Origin of the sequence: Thioclava litoralis, assembly GCF_045278885.1 — a bacterium.
Lineage (GTDB): Bacteria > Pseudomonadota > Alphaproteobacteria > Rhodobacterales > Rhodobacteraceae > Thioclava > Thioclava litoralis.
Window position 1 is genome coordinate 1,168,925 of sequence record NZ_CP135443.1, and the last position, 19,623, is coordinate 1,188,547.

Genomic DNA, 19,623 nt, shown 5'->3' on the forward strand with positions numbered 1-19,623 from the left:
ATTTAGGTCAGCCCCTCTTACTTTTAATGCCTTCGGTTAGCGTGTAGCACAGTGCCAAAGAAACGCTAGGGAGGCGCTAGCCATGGCCAAGCAACGCATGCTGAAGTTCGTGTCGACGGCAAAGGAAATGCCGGCGAAGCGCGACGCGAAGCAACGCGCCCAAGACTTCAACGAGATCTACGCGGAATACGCCGAACAGAAAGCGGCCGAACAGGCAGGGCGCTGTTCGCAATGTGGTGTGCCCTATTGCCACCAGCACTGCCCGCTGCATAACAACATTCCCGACTGGCTGCGCCTGACGGCAGAGGGCCGTCTGGAAGAAGCCTATCACATCAGCCAAGCCACCAATACCTTCCCCGAGATCTGCGGTCGCATCTGCCCGCAGGACCGCCTATGCGAAGGAAACTGCGTCATCGAGCAATCGGGGCATGGCACCGTGACCATCGGCTCGGTCGAGAAATATATCACCGACACCGCCTTCGAGAACGGCTGGGTGCCTTCCATCACGCCGAAGGTCGAGCGCGAGGAAAGCATCGGCATCATCGGCGCGGGTCCGGGGGGTCTGGCGGCGGCGGATGTGCTGCGTCGCGCGGGTTGCAAGGTCACCGTCTATGACCGTCACGACCGCGCGGGAGGGCTGCTGACCTATGGTATCCCCGGCTTCAAGCTGGAGAAGGATATCGTCATGCGTCGCGTGACCCAGTTGGAAGAAGCGGGCGTGGAATTCGTGCTGAACTGCAATGTCGGCACCGACATCACCTTCGATGCGATCCGCGGCAAGCATGACGCCGTGCTGATTGCGACTGGCGTCTACAAGACCCGCGATCTGCGTGATCCGGGTGCGGATGCGGCAGGTATCGTGCGCGCGATCGACTATCTGACCTGCTCGAACAAGCTGTCCTTCGGGGATGAGGTTGCCGAATTCGAAGACGGCACGCTAAATGCGGCGGGCAAGAATGTCGTGGTTATCGGTGGTGGGGACACCGCGATGGACTGCGTACGCACCGCCATCCGTCAGGGTGCGACCTCGGTCAAATGTCTCTACCGCCGCGACCGTGCCAACATGCCCGGCTCGCAGCGTGAGGTGCAGAACGCCGAGGAAGAAGGCGCGGAATTCGTCTGGCTGGCAGCGCCCAAGGGCTTTACCGGCAATCCGGTCACCTCGATCACCATCCAGAAGATGAAGCTGGGCCAGCCCGATGCCTCGGGCCGTCAGTCGCCCGAGCCCATCGAAGGCGGGATCTACGAGGAGAAAGCCGATCTGGTCATCAAGGCCCTCGGTTTCGAGCCGGAAGATCTGCAGGACCAATGGGACACCAAAGAGCTGGAAGTCACCCGTTGGGGCACCGTCAAGGCCGAGTTCGGCACCCATGCGACCAATATCCCCGGCGTTTATGCGGTGGGCGATATCGTGCGCGGGGCCTCGCTGGTGGTCTGGGCGATCCGCGACGGCCGCGAGGCTGGCGCCGAGATCATCCGCTATCTTGACGGTGTGACCGCCGTCGCGGCCCAGTAATCCCCTATCCACGCAGGCAGGGCCGCATCCGGCCCTGCGCGAAGAGACGGAAGGACCTATCCCCATGAAACGGGTGGCAGTTTTTGCAGCAATCACCTTGATCGGCGCACATGCACAGGCGCAATCGGCAGACGACCAGTTTGCCGTGCCCGATGCCTGCACGCTGGATCTGACGGTGCAGATGCATAGCTGTCAGGTCGCCAATCTCTATCACTGCGCGGGGGATGCCGAAGGCGATCGCTGGATTTCTTATGCCGATGGCGATGGCGAATACTTCCTGTCACTGATCGATTCCGAAACCCGCTGGCTTCAGTCGATCAGCCTTGATAACGGGGAAATCGCCCAGCTGGACGAGGCAGGCTCCAAGGATAATGCCTCGTTCAGCACGCTGCTCGACACAGGCGAGGATGATTACGACTTTGTCACCTACAACAATTTCGGAGAGACCCGCCGCCAGATCGGTCGCGACTGGCTCACCGGAGACAAGGTCACGATTGACGGCAAGGTTCTGGAACGCGCGGATTTCAAACTGGAAACACAGGACAAGGCTGGCAACATCCTCGCCCGCCGGTCTGGAACCCAGTATATCGACCGCGATCTGCGCGTGTTCTTTTCAGGACGCGAAACCTATGAGAGCCCGCAAGGCGACAGTGTGCAGACCTATGATGCGCCAGTCTCCTTTGCCCATGAGGGCGAAGACGGGTTTGGTGCCGCAAAGCCGATCTACGACTGCGACATGACGATGACGGCGCTGCGCCCCGAAGATTTGCGATAATCGGCGCAGCCCCACACGAACCAGGCGCAAGCCACCCTTTGAATTCGCCGCGCGTCACAGCCGGTGCACTACGTTCTCCCAAGGAGGCATGACATGACCAAATATGATGAAGCCTGGGTTGCCCGCGAGGAAGCCAAGCGTGAATGGATGTCGGCAAACTCGCTCTACAAGGCGGATGACGAGAAGTCGTCCTGCGGTGTGGGGCTTGTTGTCTCGATCGACGGGAAAGCCTCGCGTCGCGTCGTGGAAAACGGCATTGATGCGCTGAAAGCGATCTGGCACCGCGGTGCGGTGGATGCCGACGGCAAGACCGGCGACGGCGCGGGTATCCATGTGCAGATCCCTGCCCCCTTCTTCCACGACCAGATCCGCCGCACCGGCCACGAACCGGATATGGACAAGCGTATCGCCGTGGGTCAGGTCTTCCTGCCGCGCACCGATTTCGGCGCGCAGGAAAACTGCCGGACCATCGTGGAATCCGAAGTTCTGCGCATGGGCCACTATATCTATGGCTGGCGCCACGTGCCGGTCGCGACCTCTTGTCTGGGGGACAAAGCCAACGCCACCCGCCCCGAGATCGAACAGATCCTGATCCGTAACGAGAAGGATATCGACGAGGAGCAGTTCGAGCGCGAGCTTTACATCATCCGTCGCCGGATCGAGAAAGCGGCCATCGCGGCGCAGCTCAAGGGCCTGTATATCTGCTCGCTCTCGACCCGTTCGATCATCTATAAAGGCATGATGCTAGCCGAGCAGGTTGCGGAATTCTATCCCGACCTGAAGGACGAGCGTTTCGAGTCGTCCTTCGCGATCTACCACCAGCGCTATTCCACCAACACCTTCCCCGAATGGTGGCTGGCGCAGCCCTTCCGGATGCTGGCGCATAACGGCGAGATCAACACGATCAAGGGCAATATCAACTGGATGAAATCGCACGAGATCCGCATGGCCTCGGCGACCTTCGGCGATATGGCCGAAGACATCAAACCGGTGATCCCCGCTGCCGCCTCCGACTCGGGCGCGCTGGATTCGGTGTTCGAACTGATGGTCCGTTCGGGCCGGATCGCACCGATGGTGAAAACCATGCTGGTGCCCGAAGCCTGGTCCAAGGCCACCGACGAAATGCCGCAGGCATGGCAGGATATGTATGGCTATTGCAACGCCGTGATGGAGCCGTGGGACGGCCCTGCCGCCCTTGCGATGACCGATGGCCGCTGGGTCTGTGGCGGGCTTGACCGCAACGGCCTGCGCCCGCTGCGCTATGTGGTGACCGGCGACGGCATGCTGATCGCAGGCTCCGAAGTGGGCATGGTGCCGACCGACGAGGCCAATGTCATCGAGAAAGGCGCGCTTGGTCCGGGGCAGATGATTGCCGTCGATATGGCCGAGGGCAAGCTGTATCACGACACCGATATCAAGGACAAACTGGCCGCCTCGCGCCCCTTCGGCGAGTGGGTGGACAAGGTCACCGACCTTTCGGAACTGATGCGCGACCTGCCCGAGGCCGCCAAATATACCGGTGCGGAACTGCGCAAGCGCCAGATGTCGGCGGGCTATACCGTTGAGGACATCGAACAGATCCTCAGCCCGATGGCCGAGGATGGCAAGGAAGCCATTGCCTCGATGGGCGATGACACGCCGCCTGCCGTTCTGTCCAAGAAATACCGCCCGCTGAGCCATTTCTTCCGCCAGAACTTCTCTCAGGTCACCAACCCGCCGATCGACAGCCTGCGTGAAAACCGCGTGATGTCGCTGAAGACGCGCTTCGGGAACCTCAAGAACGTGCTGGACGAAGACAGCGCCCAGACCGAGATCCTTATTCTTGATACGCCCTTCATCGCGAATGAAGAGTTCAACAAGATGGCCGAGATCTTCGGCGAGCATATCTCGATCATCGACTGTACCTTCCCCGCTGGCGCGGATCAGGAAGCGCTGCGCGACGGTCTGGCCCGTATCCGTAACGAGGCCGAAGACGCCGTGCGTTCGGGCGCAGGCCATATCGTCCTGACCGACGAGAACCAGTCCGAAGACAAGATCGCGATGCCGATGATTCTGGCGACCTCGGCTGTGCATAGCTGGCTGACCCGTAAGGGCCTGCGGACCTTCTGCTCGATCAATGTGCGTTCGGCTGAATGTATGGACCCGCATTACTTCGCCGTGCTGGTGGGCGCCGGTGCAACCACCGTCAACGCCTATCTGGCCGAAGACACCATTGCCGACCGGATCGACCGCGGGCTGATCGAAGGCACCCTGCTGGAGGCCGTGCGCAAATATCGCGATGCGGTGGATGCGGGCCTGCTGAAGATCATGGCGAAGATGGGGATTTCGGTGATTTCCTCCTATCGCGGTGGTCTGAACTTCGAGGCGGTGGGTCTGTCGCGCGCCATGGTGGCCGAATATTTCCCCGGCATGCATTCGCGCATTTCGGGCATCGGTCTGCACGGCATCCAGCACAAGCTCGAGGAGGTCCACAAGCTGGGCTGGCTGGGTGGTCAGGATGTCCTGCCGATTGGCGGCTTCTACAAGTCGCGCCGCTCGGGCGAGACCCACGCATGGGGCGCACAGGGCATGCATATGCTGCAGGCCGCCTGTGACCGCGCCAGCTATGACTTGTGGAAACAGTATAGCGCCATGATGCGGGCCAATCCGCCGATCCATATCCGCGATCTTCTGGACGTGAAGCCTTTGGGCAAGCCCGTCCCGATCGAGGAAGTGGAATCGATCACCTCGATCCGTAAGCGGTTCGTGACGCCGGGCATGTCGCTGGGGGCGCTGTCGCCCGAGGCGCATAAACTGCTGAACGTCGCAATGAACCGTATCGGTGCGAAATCCGACAGCGGCGAGGGCGGGGAAGATCCGGCACATTTCGTGCCCGAGCCGAATGGCGACAATCCGTCCGCCAAGATCAAGCAGGTGGCCTCGGGTCGTTTCGGTGTGACCGCCGAATATCTCAACCACTGCGAAGAGCTTGAGATCAAGGTCGCACAGGGTGCGAAACCGGGTGAGGGTGGCCAGCTTCCGGGCATGAAGGTCACCGACCTGATCGCGCGTCTGCGTCACTCGACCAAGGGCGTCACGCTGATCTCGCCGCCGCCGCATCACGATATCTACTCGATCGAGGATCTGGCGCAGCTGATCTACGATCTCAAGCAGATCAACCCGCGCTGTAAGGTGACGGTGAAGCTGGTGGCGTCTTCGGGCGTTGGCACGATTGCCGCCGGTGTGGCCAAGGCAAAAGCCGATATCATCCTTGTGTCCGGCCATAATGGCGGCACGGGGGCGTCTCCGGCGACCTCGATCAAATTCGCGGGTCTGCCGTGGGAGATGGGTCTGACCGAGGCGCATCAGGTTCTGGCGATGAACAACCTGCGGGGCCGCGTCACGCTGCGCACCGATGGTGGTCTGCGCACGGGTCGTGACATCGTCATGGCCGCGATGATGGGTGCCGAGGAATATGGTATCGGTACTGCGGCCCTGATCGCGATGGGCTGTATCATGGTGCGTCAGTGCCAGTCGAACACCTGCCCCGTCGGCGTCTGCACGCAGGATGCCGAACTGCGCAAGAAGTTCACCGGCTCGGCAGATAAGGTCGTCAACCTGATCACCTTCTATGCGCAGGAAGTCCGCGAGATCCTTGCCTCGATCGGTGCGCGTTCGCTGGATGAGATCATCGGTCGTGCCGATCTGCTGACGCAGGTCTCGCGTGGGTCGGCGCATCTGGATGACCTTGATCTCAACCCGCTGCTGCTGACCGTGGATGGCTGGGACAAGATCGTCTACGACCGCTCCAAGCCGCGCAACTATGTGCCCGATACGCTGGATGCCGAAATCATCCGCGATGGCGCGCGCTTCTTCGACGAAGGCGAGAAGATGCAGCTGTCCTATGCCGTGCGCAACACCCACCGCACCATCGGGACGCGCGCCTCGAGCCACATCGTGCAGAACTTCGGCATGCGCAACGCGCTGCAGCCCGACCATCTGACGGTGAAGCTGACGGGGTCTGCCGGTCAGTCGCTGGGGGCCTTTGCGGCGCCTGGTCTGAAGATCGAGGTCTCGGGCGATGCGAATGACTATGTCGGCAAGGGCCTGTCGGGCGGTATCATCGTGGTGCGTCCGCCGATGATCTCGCCGCTGAAGGCCTCCGAGAACACCATCATCGGCAATACCGTGCTGTACGGTGCAACCGATGGCTACCTGTTTGCGGCAGGCCGCGCGGGCGAGCGTTTCGCGGTGCGGAACTCGGGTGCGCGGGTGGTGATCGAGGGCTGTGGCACCAATGGTTGTGAATATATGACCGGCGGTGTGGCGGTGATCCTTGGGTCCATCGGCGCGAATTTCGGCGCGGGGATGACGGGCGGGATGGCCTATCTTTACGATCCGGACGGCGTGGCCGAGAACCTCGTCAATCCGGAATCTCTGGTGACCTGTGGTCTGGGCCATAGCCATTGGGAAGCGCAGGTGAAGGGGCTGATCGAACGCCATGTCGAAGAGACCCGTTCGGTCAAAGCCACCGAGATCCTGCAGAACTGGGAGACGGAGCGCCTGAACTTCCTGCAGGTCTGCCCGAAAGAGATGCTGCGTCACCTGCCCTATCCGCTGTCGGACGAGCCCGAAGCGGTTCCGGCAGAGTAACTCAGGATCAGATTGACAAGGCGGGGCCATCGGCCCCGCTTTTTTATGCGAATTTCATGTGGACAACTGCGGCCACGGGGCTGCATTTACGTTTGTTTCGTGGCAGAAGGCTTGACCTGTTCGCAGGCTCAGGGACTTATGGCGACATGGCGAAACCGAAAAGCTCCAGATCGAAACCTTCCAAGCCGGCCCCGAAGCGGCCCGCGCTTTATGACCCTGCTCTGGCATGGCTGCGCAAGCACGTCCTGAGGGCGGTTCTGGTGTTGTTGGCCGCTGTGCTGGCGATTGTGGTGCTGTATAAGTTCATCAACCCGCCAACAACGATCACGATGATCAGCGAAGGCCGTCGCTTGGGCGGGGTCGATCACGAATGGACCTCGATGGACGATATCGCCCCCGTCGTGGCGCGGTCGGTCGTGGCTGCCGAAGATGCCAATTTCTGCCGCCATTGGGGCTTTGACATGGGCGCGATCCGCAAGGTGATCGACGAAGGCTCCTCGCGCGGGGCCTCGACCATCAGCCAGCAGACCGCCAAGAACGTCTTCCTCTGGCAGGGCCGGTCATGGCCGCGCAAGGCGCTGGAAGCCGCCCTGACGCCCGCCATCGAATTCATCTGGAACAAGCGCCGGATTCTCGAGGTCTATCTGAATGTGGCGGAGTTCGACGAAGGCGTCTTCGGCATCAATGCCGCCGCCTTCCGCTATTTCCGTACCACGCCAGACAAGCTGACCGCCCGTCAGGCCGCCCTACTGGCCGCCGTGCTGCCCAACCCCAAAGAACGCAATGCCGCACGACCCTCGGCCTTTGTGTCGCGTCGCGCCAATGCCATCATGGACGGGGCCGCCACGATCAAACGCGACGGTCGCGCAAGCTGCTTTGAACGCTGATCAGATACGGGCCATCTGCACCTGAAGCACATTGCATTGCTGGGTGCGGAAGGCCGCCGCGCAGGCCTCAAGGTAATAGTGCCAGCCACGCAGGAACTCCTGCCCGTAGCCCAGCTCTGCGGCCTTGGTCGCGCGCGCCTTCAGCCGTTCGGACCAGAGGCGACAGGTCTGGGCGTAATCCTCGCCAAAGGCAAAGACCTCCTGCACCTTCATGCCTGCTTTGGCCGCCTGTTCGCGGATCTTGCCATCCGACAGTAGCATGCCCCCCGGAAAGGCATATTGCCGGATGTAATCCGAGCTGGCCTGATATTTCGGGAAATAGGCATCGGAGACGGTGATCGCCTGAATCATCGCGCGCCCCCCTTCGTTCAGGCGGTCACGGATGGTGCCGAAATAGGTGGGCCAGTATTTCTCGCCCACGGCTTCGATCATCTCGATCGAGACGATATTGTCGAAGCGCCCCTCGGTCTTGCGGTAATCCTGCAGCTTGATGTCTGCGCGCCCGTCCAAACGCGCATCGGCATAGCCTTTCTGCGAGGGCGAGATGGTGATGCCCGTCACATGACGCCCGCTCTCGGCGGCGCGTTCGGCAAAATGCCCCCAGCCACAGCCGATCTCGAGCACGCTCTCGCCGCCGCCCAATCCTTGCAGGATGCGGTCCAGCTTACGGTTCTGGGCGCGGGCCAGATCGCTGTCGTCGGCGGTAAACAGCGCCGAGGAATAGCTCATGCCCTCGTCCAGCCAGAGCTGGTAGAATTCATTGCCCACATCGTAATGGGCACGGATATTGCGCGAGGCCCCCTTCACCGAGTTGGCCCGCACGATCCGGTCGATCAGCCGGAACTTGAGGTTCTGCCACGGACTGGCAAAGGCGTAATGTTCCAGCGCGTTGAAGTTCAGCAGAGCCACCGTCAGCAGGTTTTCGATAGAGCTCGTGTCCCACAGACCCGCGACATAGGTCTCGCCCAGACCGATATCCCCGCGCGAGGCAATCGCCGCCACCACGGACCAGTCATGCAGCACAAGGTCTGCCTCCGGCGCGCCCTGACCGAAGCGGTGGATGTCGCCTTCGGGGGTGCGCAGAGTCAGACTGCCTTGGGTGATCGCCTGACAGCTATCCAGAAAGTCACGGCGCAAACGGTTCGAGAGAAAGGGCATCATCGGCTCAGGTCTTCCTTTGGTGGGGCGGGTCTATCGCGATAGCGCGCGCCTTTCAGTTTCAGTCGCAGCGCCTGCCAGTAGATCAGCGCCATGATGCGTACGGGCGCCCAAGGGCGACGCAGCACCGCCTGGAGGATGCGGCGGTTGGTCAGGGCCATGCGCGGGGCGCGATAGGTGGCAATCAGCCCCTCGCCGCCATTGCGGAAATCAATCCGGATCACCGCATGCTTGGCCGTGATCGCATATTGAAAATGATAGCCCCCGCCGATGTCCTGAAAAGGGGAAACATGGAAGATCTTGCGCGCTTCCAGCACATGATCCGGCAGAATGGGCGAAAAATCATCATGTGCACAAAGATAGTTATGCCTGTCACCAAAGGTGTTGTTGACCTCGGCAATCACTGCCAGCAGCGTTTCTTCGCGAAAGGCCATCCAGAAGCAGACCGGATTGAAGGCCCGCCCGAGGACGCGCGGCTGCGCCATCAACCGCAGGCTATACCCCCCTGTCAGCCCCGCGCGGGTCAGCATCCGCCGCGCCCAAGCGGCCCCCTCGCCCGCCCCGCGGATACCGCCGTGATCACGGTCGAAAAACGCGAAAAGATTGAGCCGGTTATGAGAGAAGAAGGACGGTCCGGTCGGGTGTTCGGGGTCGAGACACAGGTAGTCGACCGGATAGCGGAAGCGATGATCAATGGCCCCGCGGCGCACATGCACCGTTTCGCCGGGAAGATAGTCGATCATGCCACCGCCCCGAAACCATCCATCTGCGACGCATCGGCCAGGGGCAGAAGCCTCCGCGCAACCCGCATGGCCGATGCGATGCCATCCTCGTGGAACCCGTGCCGCAACCAAGCGCCAGCAAACCACGTATTGCGCGCGCCCTGCCGTGCGGCAATGCCTGCCTGCGCCCGTAGGGCGGCGCGGTCAAACACCGGATGCGCGAATGTGGCGCTGTTATAGACCCTGCGCTCGTCGAGTTCGAATTGCGGATTGAGGCTAACAAAAAGCGGATCCTCCTCGGGGATCTGCTGCAAACGGTTCATCCAGTAGCTGACCCCCAATCTGGTCTCTGCCTGCCGGTGATCGGCCTGATAGACCCAAGACGACCAGCAGGCACGGCGCTTGGGCATGGCCACAGGATCCGCGTGCAGCACCATCTCGTTCGGACGATAGCGGATGGCCGACAGAAGCGCCTGCTCTTCCGGATCGGCATCCGCCAGAAGGCGCAGCGCCTGATCCGAATGGCAGGCCATCACCACATGATCGAAAGTTTCCGGCAGCGCCCCTGCACAGTTGACCGTCACCCCACCTGCGTGACGCTTGACCGAAGCAACACCGCTTTGAAGGCGCAGCGCGACACCGCGCTGCCGCAAGGCCTGTTCAAGGCGTGCGACATATTGTGCAGATCCTCCTTTCACCGTCCACCACTGGTGCTGACCGGTGGCCGAAAGCAATGCGTGGTTTTCGAAGAACCGGATCAGAGAGCGCGCCGGAAACATGCCGATTTCCTGTGACGGCGTCGACCAGATCGCCCCCGAGATCGGCAGAAGATAATAGTCGCGGAACCATTGTCCGAGCCCCATTTGCGCGATCAGTTCGTCCACCGTCAGGTCATCGCGCATCGCGACCTCTGCCGCCCGCGCGTTGAAGGCCAGAATATCGCGCACCATCCGCAGGAAACCGGGCCGCAGGAGATTGCGCCGCTGCGCTGTCAGGCCACGCAGATCACGCAGCGCATATTCGATCCTGCCGGCGTCGATCGTGGCACCGAAACTCATGTCGGACCGGATCACCGGCACCTCAAGATCGTGAAAAAGGCGCGTCAGGTGCGGGTAGTTGGCGTAGTTGAAAACGATAAACCCGGTATCAACCGGCTGTTGCCCCGAGCACCCCGCAAACACGGTGCGCGCATGCCCGCCCAACCGCGCCTCGGCCTCATACAGGGTGACATCATAGCGCGGGTTGAGCATCCACGCCGCCGACAGGCCCGAGATCCCGCCCCCGATAATAGCGATACGCGGCCTTATCTGGGGATTCGCAGATACATCTAAAGACATGGGGGCTCCGGTCTGTTGCAGCTTCGCGAGAAGATACGTTTCATGAACCACGGAAGTTTCAGCCCCGTCGTATTTTTCTTTTGAAAATTTTTATGGCCGGAAGAAGCCCCTGCAGACAATACTTTATCAAATTTACTTATCTTAGCTCAACCTGAGCGTGCCTTGTAAGTATTTCATCAACCTATAATGCAAATGATGACGTTACGGAATGAGCACTTGGGAGAGACACTATGGACAGCCAAGTTGAGACCTCAGTAACGATAGACCCTTCCGGCACAGGCTCCCCCAATCTGGGCGGCCTCGTCGGGCTTTTTCAAGCCGAGCTCGGCCATACGGGCGAGGCACAGTTTACAATGGGCACCTATTTCACAGTGCCGACCGCCATCAGCATCGACTATCCGGATGCCATCCAGATCGAACAGCCGATCGTGATCGACGATCTTGCCGAAGCACCGATCAGTGCAGCGGAAATGATGTTGATGATGGAAGCGGGCGACGAATTCTATACCGCCGATTACGCGGCCCTGCTGGAAGATGGCGGGGATAGTCTTGTGGACGGGCACAGCTATGCTGCGGGCGCGGAAGAGGCCCTACAGGATGCCGATGCGCTGGGGTTCGACTGGGCGGCAGGCGCCGTGGCCGACGATACGACCGCAGAGCCGAGCTATGTGGATATGGAAAGTGCGGCCTATACCATGCCGGATTATGCTGATGCACCGGCCCATTACGAAGAAGCTGCCCTGGATTTCGAAAGCATGGACAGCTTCATCTTTTTCGAACACGAAGGTTAAGGGGCTGGCGTTACAGCCCCTTACGCAGCCGGTCAAAGCCGGAAAGCTCTTCGATCAGACCGGCCATCTGGCTGATCGGAATCATATTCGGCCCGTCCGAAGGCGCATTATCGGGGTCCTGATGGGTCTCGATGAACAGGGCCGCAACGCCGACGGCACAGGCCGCGCGGGCCAGAACCGGCGCGAATTCCCGCTGCCCGCCCGAGGTCGTGCCTTGCCCGCCCGGCTGCTGCACCGAATGGGTGGCATCGAAGACCACCGGATAACCGGTGCGCGCCATGATCGGCAGACCGCGGAAGTCGGTCACCAGCGTGTTATAACCAAAAGACGTTCCACGGTCGCAAAGCAGAATGCGTTCGTTCCCCGTGGACGCGACTTTCTTGGCGACATTCTCCATCTCCCAAGGGGCAAGGAACTGCCCCTTTTTCACATTCACCGCGCGACCGGTTTCGCCCGCCGCCAGAAGCAGATCGGTCTGACGGCACAGGAAGGCAGGGATTTGCAGCACATCCACGGCCTCGCCTACCGGCTGGCACTGGCGTGCATCATGCACATCGGTGATCACAGGACAGCCGAATTCGTCGCGGATCTTGGACAGGATGCTCAGCCCCTCGTCCATGCCGATACCGCGCTGGGTGCTGATCGACGACCGGTTGGCCTTGTCATAACTGCCCTTGAAGACGAATTTCGTGCCGGTTTTGGCACAGGCTTCCGCAATCTTTTCCGCCATCATCCGGCTATGATCGAGGCTTTCCAGCTGACAGGGCCCCGCGATCAGCGCAAAAGGAGTATTCCCGCCAATCTGGATATCACCGATGGTGACGATTTTTTCTACGCTCATCATTCGTCCCTTCCGACCAATGGCTTACATCACGCCGCCGCGCAGGAAGTCATGCACATGCAGAACCCCCACCGGCTTTTCATCCTCGACCACCAGAAGCACCGAGATCTTCTTCTGATTTAGGATCGCCAGCCCCTCGGCTGCAAGAGTGTCGGGCGCAATCGTGACCGGCGACCGGTTGGCCACCTTCGCCGCATCGGACTGCATCAGCCCGTCCATATTGCGCCGCAAATCCCCATCCGAGATCACGCCGAACAATTTGCCATCTTTCATCACGATCGCAATACCGAAGCCCTTCGCGCTCATCTCGACAAGCACGTCCGACATCGGGGCGGTCCAGTCGACGAACGGCAAAGAGGCACCGCTATGCATCATTTCCGACACGCGGCGCATCTGCGCGCCCAGCTTGCCGCCCGGATGGAAGATGCCGAAATCGGTATCCTTGAAACCGCGCACTTCCATCAGTGCCACGGCCAGCGCATCCCCCAAGGCCAGCGTCAGCGTGGTCGAGGTGGTGGGGGCCATACCCATCGGGCAAGCCTCGGGCAGCTTCGGCAATGTCAGCTTGTAATCCGCCGCCCGCATCAACGTACTGTCGGGGTTCGACGAAATCGCGATCAGCGGGATCGAGAACCGTTGGGTATGATAGATCATATCGCGCAGTTCCGACGTCTCGCCGGAATTCGAGATCAGCAGGCAGATATCGGCCTCGGTGACCATGCCCAGATCCCCGTGGCTTGCCTCGGCGGCATGCACGAAAAACGAGGGCGTGCCGGTCGAGGCCAGAGTTGCGGCGATCTTGCGCCCGATATGCCCCGATTTCCCGATCCCGCAGACGATCACCCGCCCCTCAACCTGCATGATCCGTTCCAGCGCAGGCACGAAATCGGCGGGCATCGCGTCGCAGAGATGGCGCAGTGCATCGGCTTCGATTGTCAGAACCTGCCGTGCAGCCGCAAGGATTTCGGATGCGCTTTTGAGTTGGGCCATCGGGCACTCCGCAGTCAGTTTCGCGCCGTTCCTACCACGCAGCTTGACCGATAGCCACATACCAAAGCGCAACACCCCTGCGCACGGCGCCATAAAGAACGGCTCACCTTTTGGCGCGTAAGCTTCGGCAACGCATTCCGGCATGTGAGGACCCCGATGACCGATAGTTCCGCCAATCTCGACCTGCCTTTTATCCAGGCATCCCAAGCACAAAAACATGTCACCCATAACGAAGCCATCGATATTCTGGATACGCTGGTGCAACTGTCTGTCCAAAGCAGAACAACCGCGACCCCACCCGCGACCCCGTCCGCCGGTCACCGCTACATCCTGCCGCAAGGGGCCGCAGGCGCATGGGCGGGCCATGACGGGGCGGTGGTGCAATGGGGCGGCGAGGCATGGCGCATCTACCCGCCCAAGACCGGCTGGCAGGCCTATATCGCGGATGAGGCGCAATCGGTTATCTGGACCGGCACTCACTGGGCGGGGCTGCTTTCCGGCGCACTCGAAGTCGAGCGTCTGGGGGTGAATAGCGCGGCCGACGAGACCAATCGTCTGGCCGTTGCCTCGGACGCAACGCTGCTGACCCATGCGGGCACCAGCCACCAGTTGAAGATCAACAAGGCCCTGCCCGAGAACACCGCCAGTCTGGTGTTCCAGACCGGCTGGTCGGGCCGCGCCGAGATGGGATGCGCAGGCAATGACGATTTCGCCGTCAAGGTCAGTGCCGATGGCGCAAGCTGGACCACGGCGCTGTCGCTCAGCGCGGCCACCGGCCTTGCCATGATGCCGCAAGGAGCCGAAATCAACGGCCCGCTCAGCGGCACGGCCATTCTGGGCAGCGTGTCACAGACGGCGGGGGCGCTGTTCGAACGCGGTGAAACAGGTGACGGGGCCTATTTCAAACTGGCCAACGGCGTCCTGCTCTGCCTGTCGCCGGATCTTGCCGTAGGCGCCATCTCGACTGCGGCTGGCAGCCTGTTCCAGTCGGCAGCCCTTGTCTGGACCTTCCCTGCCGCCTTTGCCGCTCCTCCTACGGTCACAGGGGCCTTGGGCATTGCGGGCACATGGATGGGGAACGGCCCCACCGCCGCCACGAATTGCAGTGTCACCGCATTGTCATACCAATCGGTTACAGATGGGGGTGCAATCAGAATAACGGCCCTCGGCCGCTGGTTTTAAGCACCTATTCCTTTTTGACTACCGCTCCGGGCCTTCGGAGCGGTTTTTCTTTTGGGCCGATGCTTCCGGCCCGTTGCCCATTTTTTAATCACATCTTCCCTGCAAGAACCGGAGCAATGGGGGTGGATGCTGGACCTCTGCCGCTTGCCTGCCCTAGGATCATGAGGAACAACGGTTTTTCCTGCCATCTTCCGGAGCACCACCCGCGTATGTCCAAGCCCACCGGTTCCCTAAGCGCCCGCCTCGCCGAGCTTCTTGCGCAAGTCTATCCCGATTTCGATCCCGATATCATGGCAAGTCAAGTGATCGATGCGTTCTGGCCCGAGGGCACGCATCGGCGCAAACGCCCCCGTGTGCCGGGAAACAATCTGTGGACACAGGCGGATGCGGTTCTGATCACCTATGGCGATTCCATCACCGACGGGTCGCACAAGCCGCTGGATCTGCTCAACGACTTCCTGATGAGCTACATGAAGGGCGTGGTGAACGGCGTCCATATCCTGCCCTTTTTTCCCTATACCTCGGATGACGGTTTTGCGGTGACCGATTATCGCAAGGTGAATTCGGCCTTGGGCGACTGGCCCGATATCAGCCGGATCGGGGCCGAATTCCACCTGATGTCGGATCTGGTGCTCAACCATGTGTCCAGTCAGGGCGTGTGGTTCAATGCCTACCGGCAGGGGCAGCCGCCATTCGACAGGTTCTTCTTTGAAGCCCGCCCCTCGGATGACCTCAGCCAAGTGACCCGCCCGCGCACCACGCCGCTTTTGCAACCCGTGGATACGCCCGAGGGCAAGCGCTATGTCTGGTGCACCTTCAGCCATGATCAGGTCGATCTGGATTTCCGCAACCCCGAGGTCCTGCTGGAGATCCTGCGTATCATCCGTCTGCATGTGGATGCGGGCGTGCAGATCCTGCGGCTGGATGCCGTGGCCTTCTTGTGGAAGGAGGTCGGCACCAATTGTATCCACCTGCCGCAGACCCATGCGATTATCCAGCTGATGCGGCTTTTGTGCGACTATGCCGCCGAGAACGTCATCCTGCTGACCGAAACCAACGTCCCTAAGGCCGAGAACCTCAGCTATTTCGGGGATCGTGACGAGGCGCATGCCGTCTATAACTTCCCGCTGCCGCCGCTGATCCTGCATGCGATGATGTCGGGCACCGCGCGCTATCTGCTGGAATGGCAGCGCACCATGCCGCCCGCGCCCTTGGGCTGCGCCTATCTCAATTTCACCGCCAGCCATGACGGCATCGGCATGCGCCCTGCCGAAGGGGTGCTACCCGAGACCGAGAAGGCAAAGGTCATCGACACGATCCGCGAGATTGGCGGCCTTGTCTCCATGCGCTCGCTTCCCGATGGCACCGAAAGCCCCTACGAGCTGAATTGCGGCTTCTTCGATGCGATGAGCCGCACCTTCAAGGGCGAGGACGACCTGCATATCCGCCGCTTCCTGTGTTCGCAGACCATCGTGATGTCGCTGGAGGGGATCCCTGCGTTCTACATTCATTCTCTTCTGGCAACGCCGAATGATATCGAGGCCGTCGAGCGGCGCGGCATGAACCGCGCCATCAACCGCCACAAGTGGTTCTACCCCGAATTGCGCGCCAAGCTGGCCGATCATGAAACCAATCAAAGCCGCGTGCTGGCCGCGCTGTCCGAACGCCTGCGCCTGCGGGCCCGTCAGCCCGCACTGCACCCGAATGCGACGCAGTTCACCCTGCATCTCGATCCCCGTTTGTTCGGCATCTGGCGGCAGTCGCTGGATCGGGCACAATCGATCTTTGCCATCCATAATGTCAGCGACGAAGAGGTCACGGTGAATGCCAGCGACCTCAATCTGATCGACGGGCAGCGCTGGTTCGACATTCTCTCGGGCGAGATCATCGACGGCGGCCCCGAAACCAAGGTCCTCATGGCCCCCTATCAGTGCCGCTGGATCACCAACCGCAGCTGACAGGCAGGCCGGGCCACGCGCCCGGCACTGTCGCGACGTTCCGGCAGGCCCTCAGGCGGGGGCAAACTCCGCCTCGTCCTCGGCCACGGCCCGATGGAAATCGGCGATAAAGTTGGGATCGGCGGCATGGACGCGGTTCCATGTGGGGATGAAGGGGCGCTCTTCGGGATTTTCCAGAAACACCTGCCCAGCGCGCACGATGTTTTCCGCGAAAAGTTCGATCTGCTGCTCTTCGGCATGCCGGTCGACCTTCAGCCCGTTCATCTTGGCATCGTTATAATAGGCTTCCAACAGATCAAGCGCACGGCGGTAATAGGTGGCCTTGAGCGTGCGGAACGTGTTGTTGGTGAAGACCGTGCCATCGGCGGCCAGTTTGCGATAAAGCGCCTTGCAGATATCGGTGGACATGCGGTTGAGGCCCGCCGTCGCATCCTCGGGGCTGGTTTCCTGATGCTTGTGGTCATAGTCATCGGCAATCTCGACCTGACAGATCATGCCCCTCCCCAGATTGCGCCATGCCTCGGACAGCACGCCGATCTCCAGCCCCCAATCCGAAGGGATACGCAGATCGGGCAGCATCTGCGTGCGCATCGCGAATTCGCCCGACAGGATATACCGGAAGGCCCGCAGGTAATCGAGATAATCGCGGTCCCCCACCACCCGCTTCAGCGCGATCAGAATCGGGCTAACCAGCAGCCGCGTTACCCGCCCGTTCAGCTTGCCGCCCCCGATACGGGCATAATAGCCTTTGGACAGCTGATAGGGGAAAGACGGGTTTGCCACCGGATACACAAGCCGGTCGAGCATCTCGCGCTGATAGGTCACGATGTCACAATCATGGATCGCCATCACCGCGCTATCGGCACAGCCAATCAGATAGCCGATACAGCCCCAGACATTCTTGCCCTTGCCCGGCTCTTGCGGGGCCAGCCCCAGATGATCCAGCCGCTCATACAGCGCCTTCATCCGCGGGCTGTCATTCCAGATCACGGTAGTCTTCTGCGGCAGCCCCGCAAAGAAACTGCGCGCATGTCGGTATTGTGCCTCATCGGCGCGGTCGAGCCCGATGATCACACGGTTCAGGTAAGACACCTTGGACAGCTCGGCCACGATATTGGCCAGTGCCGGACCTTCCAGCTCGGAATACAGGCTGGGCAGGATCAGTGAAATCTTGCGGCTCTGTGCATAGGACTCGATCTCATAGACCAGCTCCTCGTTCGAGCGGCTCCGCAGATTATGAAAATGGGTGATGTTCCCGTTTTGTTGGAAATCGGCCATTTAGCCCTCCTCTTTCTCATATTCGGCAAGAATCGCCAGAATGGCGCTGTTCCACCCTTCCGGACCCTGCGCCATGCTGCGCCTGATCCGTCCGGTCTCTTCTCCTGCAAGGCAGGGCAGCCCCGTGCCATGATCATTGCGGATAATGACCCCGATATCCGCCGCCTCCAGCATCTCGCGGTCATTTGGCGCATCGCCCAGCGCAATCGTCAGATCGGGTCGATAGCGGTCTATCACCGCCTGCATCTGGCCCGCCTTGGTGCCGCCAAAGGACAAGGTCAGATACCGACCGCCCCGCTTTGCCTGAACACCGCCTTGGGACAAAGCGGAAACAAAAGCCGCTTCCTGTTCCTTGCTGCCCGTCCAGACGCCCGGCTCTGAAAAGGCGCGCGCCTTTGCTTGGGCCGCCTGGGCATCGCTCAACCCTGTCGACCGGGCCACTTCGGCCACACTCATATCCCCGAACCCTTTGAAGAGCCTCCGCAGATCCTCGGGCACCGCCTCAAGGGCCGCGCGCAATCGCGCATAAACGGTGCTATCCTTGCGCATCTGGTCAGGCCTCACCAAAGCGGCGCCATTTTCCACGATCATCGGCATATCACCCAGCTCCAGCGCCCGATGCAGCACCGCCATTTCCTGCGCGGTCTTTGAGCTGGCCATAACAATAACCGCGCCCCGCATTTTCAGAGCCGCAATCGCGGGAAGAGCGGCAGCATAGCTATAGGTTTCATGATCCAGCAACGTGCCGTCGAGATCCGTGAAAACCAAAACCTTCATGCGCTACCCTTATGTTTTTTATAAGTGTATCCGCTAAGCGTCACAGTTCAATGCATTGACAGGTCATAAAATCTCCGGCCTGACAGAAATTCCAGAACGCCGTTTTTTTACTCAGATGGCACCGTTGTTTTTTGACCGCCCCCACCGTTGGAGCAATTCCAAACGCCGCTTCTATCGCTTTTTCCTCCGGCCGAAGCCCCTCTTTTTCCGCTGGCGGTCAAAGCTGCAAAATTGATAAGGATACTCTCAAAGACCCGAGCATCCGTTCAGGAAGTGGTTCGTCAATGCTGCGAGCCACACCCAAATTGAAACGGTTTGCATACACTTCCCTTACTGGCAGAAGACTCGCTGATCTCCAACTTTACTGTGCAATTTGCTGGGCCTAGCGATTTCCAAAATGGCCACCAGCACCTCCCGTGTGATTTCATCGACAATGCTGAGCATGCGGTAACCGACGTCGCTTGCCTGCGATCTCCTGCATCTCTTTGCGGATCTCGGCACAGTCAGGCGGGCGTTCACGCCGGACTGTCTTTGGATCGACACCGACAAGCCTGCAGGCCCGGCGCTGCGAGATGTCATGATCCCGCATCACCCGAACGTCGACTAATTATGGATAGATCGTTCCTATCTATAAATTTACTCGGCTCGGGCATCGACGCCACACAGTTTCCTCATGCTATTTGATCGGTCATCATCAATGAAATACCCGAGGAACGAGGATAACGTCAGCTCGCCTATAACGCGCGGCCTGAGGCTCAGAATTAAAGACAAAAGCAAAA

At 60.6% G+C, this 19,623-nt stretch carries 14 protein-coding genes and 1 pseudogene; 7 read left to right on the plus strand and 8 right to left on the minus strand.

Annotation, left to right across the window (positions count from 1 at the left end; all coding sequences use genetic code 11):
* The first annotated feature begins 82 nt into the window (after nucleotides 1-82).
* The 4 genes from RPE78_RS05795 (at nucleotide 83) to mtgA (ending at nucleotide 7,810) form a co-directional block, all read left to right on the plus strand.
* On the plus strand, nucleotides 83-1,516 hold the full coding sequence (locus RPE78_RS05795; protein WP_406721481.1) for an NAD(P)-dependent oxidoreductase: 1,434 nt from the start codon (nucleotides 83-85) through the stop codon (nucleotides 1,514-1,516).
* A 64-nt stretch (nucleotides 1,517-1,580) separates the two neighbouring features.
* Entirely contained in the window at nucleotides 1,581-2,291 is a 711-nt protein-coding gene (locus RPE78_RS05800; RefSeq protein WP_406721482.1) for a hypothetical protein, read from the plus strand.
* Between the two features lie 93 nt (nucleotides 2,292-2,384).
* Nucleotides 2,385-6,923, plus strand: coding sequence for a glutamate synthase large subunit (gene gltB, locus RPE78_RS05805; protein WP_339108519.1), 4,539 nt, complete (start codon nucleotides 2,385-2,387; stop codon nucleotides 6,921-6,923).
* A gap of 146 nt (nucleotides 6,924-7,069) precedes the next feature.
* The gene (gene mtgA, locus RPE78_RS05810) at nucleotides 7,070-7,810 is read left to right on the plus strand and encodes a monofunctional biosynthetic peptidoglycan transglycosylase (RefSeq protein WP_339108520.1); all 741 of its coding nucleotides are present in this window, start codon (nucleotides 7,070-7,072) and stop codon (nucleotides 7,808-7,810) included.
* Here mtgA and RPE78_RS05815 read toward each other — a convergent pair whose 3' ends face one another.
* The 3 genes from RPE78_RS05815 to RPE78_RS05825 are packed head-to-tail and all read right to left on the minus strand — an operon-like array spanning nucleotide 7,811 to nucleotide 11,027.
* A complete protein-coding gene (locus RPE78_RS05815; RefSeq protein WP_406721620.1) occupies nucleotides 7,811-8,968 on the minus strand; it encodes a class I SAM-dependent methyltransferase in 1,158 nt (385 codons plus the stop codon).
* Nucleotides 8,968-9,711 (minus strand): DUF1365 domain-containing protein, encoded by a 744-nt coding sequence (locus tag RPE78_RS05820; protein ID WP_339108521.1) that lies wholly within the window; start codon nucleotides 9,709-9,711, stop codon nucleotides 8,968-8,970. The genes RPE78_RS05815 and RPE78_RS05820 overlap by 1 nt, the downstream gene beginning before the upstream one ends.
* Nucleotides 9,708-11,027, minus strand: a complete 1,320-nt coding sequence (locus RPE78_RS05825; RefSeq protein WP_406721483.1) for an NAD(P)/FAD-dependent oxidoreductase — start codon at nucleotides 11,025-11,027, stop codon at nucleotides 9,708-9,710. Before RPE78_RS05825 ends, RPE78_RS05820 begins: the two co-directional genes overlap by 4 nt.
* Nucleotides 11,028-11,257: 230 nt before the next feature.
* Here RPE78_RS05825 and RPE78_RS05830 point away from each other — a divergent pair, with 230 nt between their 5' ends.
* Nucleotides 11,258-11,818 (plus strand): hypothetical protein, encoded by a 561-nt coding sequence (locus tag RPE78_RS05830; protein WP_406721484.1) that lies wholly within the window; start codon nucleotides 11,258-11,260, stop codon nucleotides 11,816-11,818.
* Nucleotides 11,819-11,828: 10 nt separating this feature from the next.
* On the opposite strand, the gene kdsA is transcribed toward RPE78_RS05830, so the two are convergent.
* Together kdsA and RPE78_RS05840 are read right to left on the minus strand one after the other, a co-directional pair.
* The gene (gene kdsA / locus RPE78_RS05835; RefSeq protein ID WP_339109454.1) at nucleotides 11,829-12,659 is read right to left on the minus strand and encodes a 3-deoxy-8-phosphooctulonate synthase; all 831 of its coding nucleotides are present in this window, start codon (nucleotides 12,657-12,659) and stop codon (nucleotides 11,829-11,831) included.
* A 24-nt stretch (nucleotides 12,660-12,683) separates the two neighbouring features.
* Complete coding sequence (locus tag RPE78_RS05840; protein ID WP_339108524.1) at nucleotides 12,684-13,649, minus strand: KpsF/GutQ family sugar-phosphate isomerase; 966 nt, start codon at nucleotides 13,647-13,649, stop codon at nucleotides 12,684-12,686.
* 156 nt (nucleotides 13,650-13,805) lie between these two features.
* On the opposite strand from RPE78_RS05840, the gene RPE78_RS05845 reads away from it, so the two are divergent.
* Together RPE78_RS05845 and RPE78_RS05850 are read left to right on the plus strand one after the other, a co-directional pair.
* Nucleotides 13,806-14,831, plus strand: a complete 1,026-nt coding sequence (locus RPE78_RS05845) for a DUF2793 domain-containing protein (protein WP_406721485.1) — start codon at nucleotides 13,806-13,808, stop codon at nucleotides 14,829-14,831.
* Between the two features lie 209 nt (nucleotides 14,832-15,040).
* Nucleotides 15,041-16,789, plus strand: coding sequence for a sugar phosphorylase (locus tag RPE78_RS05850; RefSeq protein ID WP_406721486.1), 1,749 nt, complete (start codon nucleotides 15,041-15,043; stop codon nucleotides 16,787-16,789).
* 51 nt (nucleotides 16,790-16,840) lie between these two features.
* Here RPE78_RS05850 and RPE78_RS05855 read toward each other — a convergent pair whose 3' ends face one another.
* The 3 genes and pseudogenes from RPE78_RS05855 to RPE78_RS05865 form a co-directional block, all read right to left on the minus strand.
* Nucleotides 16,841-18,067, minus strand: a complete 1,227-nt coding sequence (locus RPE78_RS05855) for a glycosyl transferase (protein ID WP_339108527.1) — start codon at nucleotides 18,065-18,067, stop codon at nucleotides 16,841-16,843.
* Nucleotides 18,068-18,844, minus strand: coding sequence for an HAD-IIB family hydrolase (locus RPE78_RS05860; RefSeq protein ID WP_406721487.1), 777 nt, complete (start codon nucleotides 18,842-18,844; stop codon nucleotides 18,068-18,070). It abuts the gene before it with no gap.
* Nucleotides 18,845-19,295: 451 nt separating this feature from the next.
* Nucleotides 19,296-19,442: pseudogene (locus tag RPE78_RS05865) on the minus strand (IS3 family transposase); the annotation flags it as partial.
* Between the last annotated feature and the right edge of the window lie 181 nt (nucleotides 19,443-19,623).

Bases quoted from the DNA above. Each gene is read 5' to 3' on its own strand.
- RPE78_RS05795 (WP_406721481.1), top strand. From the start codon at position 83: ATGGCCAAGCAACGCATGCTGAAGTTCGTGTCGACGGCAAAGGAAATG.
- RPE78_RS05825 (WP_406721483.1), bottom strand. From the start codon at position 11,027: ATGTCTTTAGATGTATCTGCGAATCCCCAGATAAGGCCGCGTATCGCT.
- RPE78_RS05800 (WP_406721482.1), top strand. From the start codon at position 1,581: ATGAAACGGGTGGCAGTTTTTGCAGCAATCACCTTGATCGGCGCACAT.
- RPE78_RS05830 (WP_406721484.1), top strand. From the start codon at position 11,258: ATGGACAGCCAAGTTGAGACCTCAGTAACGATAGACCCTTCCGGCACA.
- RPE78_RS05850 (WP_406721486.1), top strand. From the start codon at position 15,041: ATGTCCAAGCCCACCGGTTCCCTAAGCGCCCGCCTCGCCGAGCTTCTT.
- RPE78_RS05860 (WP_406721487.1), bottom strand. From the start codon at position 18,844: ATGAAGGTTTTGGTTTTCACGGATCTCGACGGCACGTTGCTGGATCAT.
- RPE78_RS05820 (WP_339108521.1), bottom strand. From the start codon at position 9,711: ATGATCGACTATCTTCCCGGCGAAACGGTGCATGTGCGCCGCGGGGCC.
- gltB (WP_339108519.1), top strand. From the start codon at position 2,385: ATGACCAAATATGATGAAGCCTGGGTTGCCCGCGAGGAAGCCAAGCGT.
- RPE78_RS05845 (WP_406721485.1), top strand. From the start codon at position 13,806: ATGACCGATAGTTCCGCCAATCTCGACCTGCCTTTTATCCAGGCATCC.
- kdsA (WP_339109454.1), bottom strand. From the start codon at position 12,659: ATGAGCGTAGAAAAAATCGTCACCATCGGTGATATCCAGATTGGCGGG.
- RPE78_RS05815 (WP_406721620.1), bottom strand. From the start codon at position 8,968: ATGCCCTTTCTCTCGAACCGTTTGCGCCGTGACTTTCTGGATAGCTGT.
- RPE78_RS05855 (WP_339108527.1), bottom strand. From the start codon at position 18,067: ATGGCCGATTTCCAACAAAACGGGAACATCACCCATTTTCATAATCTG.
- mtgA (WP_339108520.1), top strand. From the start codon at position 7,070: ATGGCGAAACCGAAAAGCTCCAGATCGAAACCTTCCAAGCCGGCCCCG.
- RPE78_RS05840 (WP_339108524.1), bottom strand. From the start codon at position 13,649: ATGGCCCAACTCAAAAGCGCATCCGAAATCCTTGCGGCTGCACGGCAG.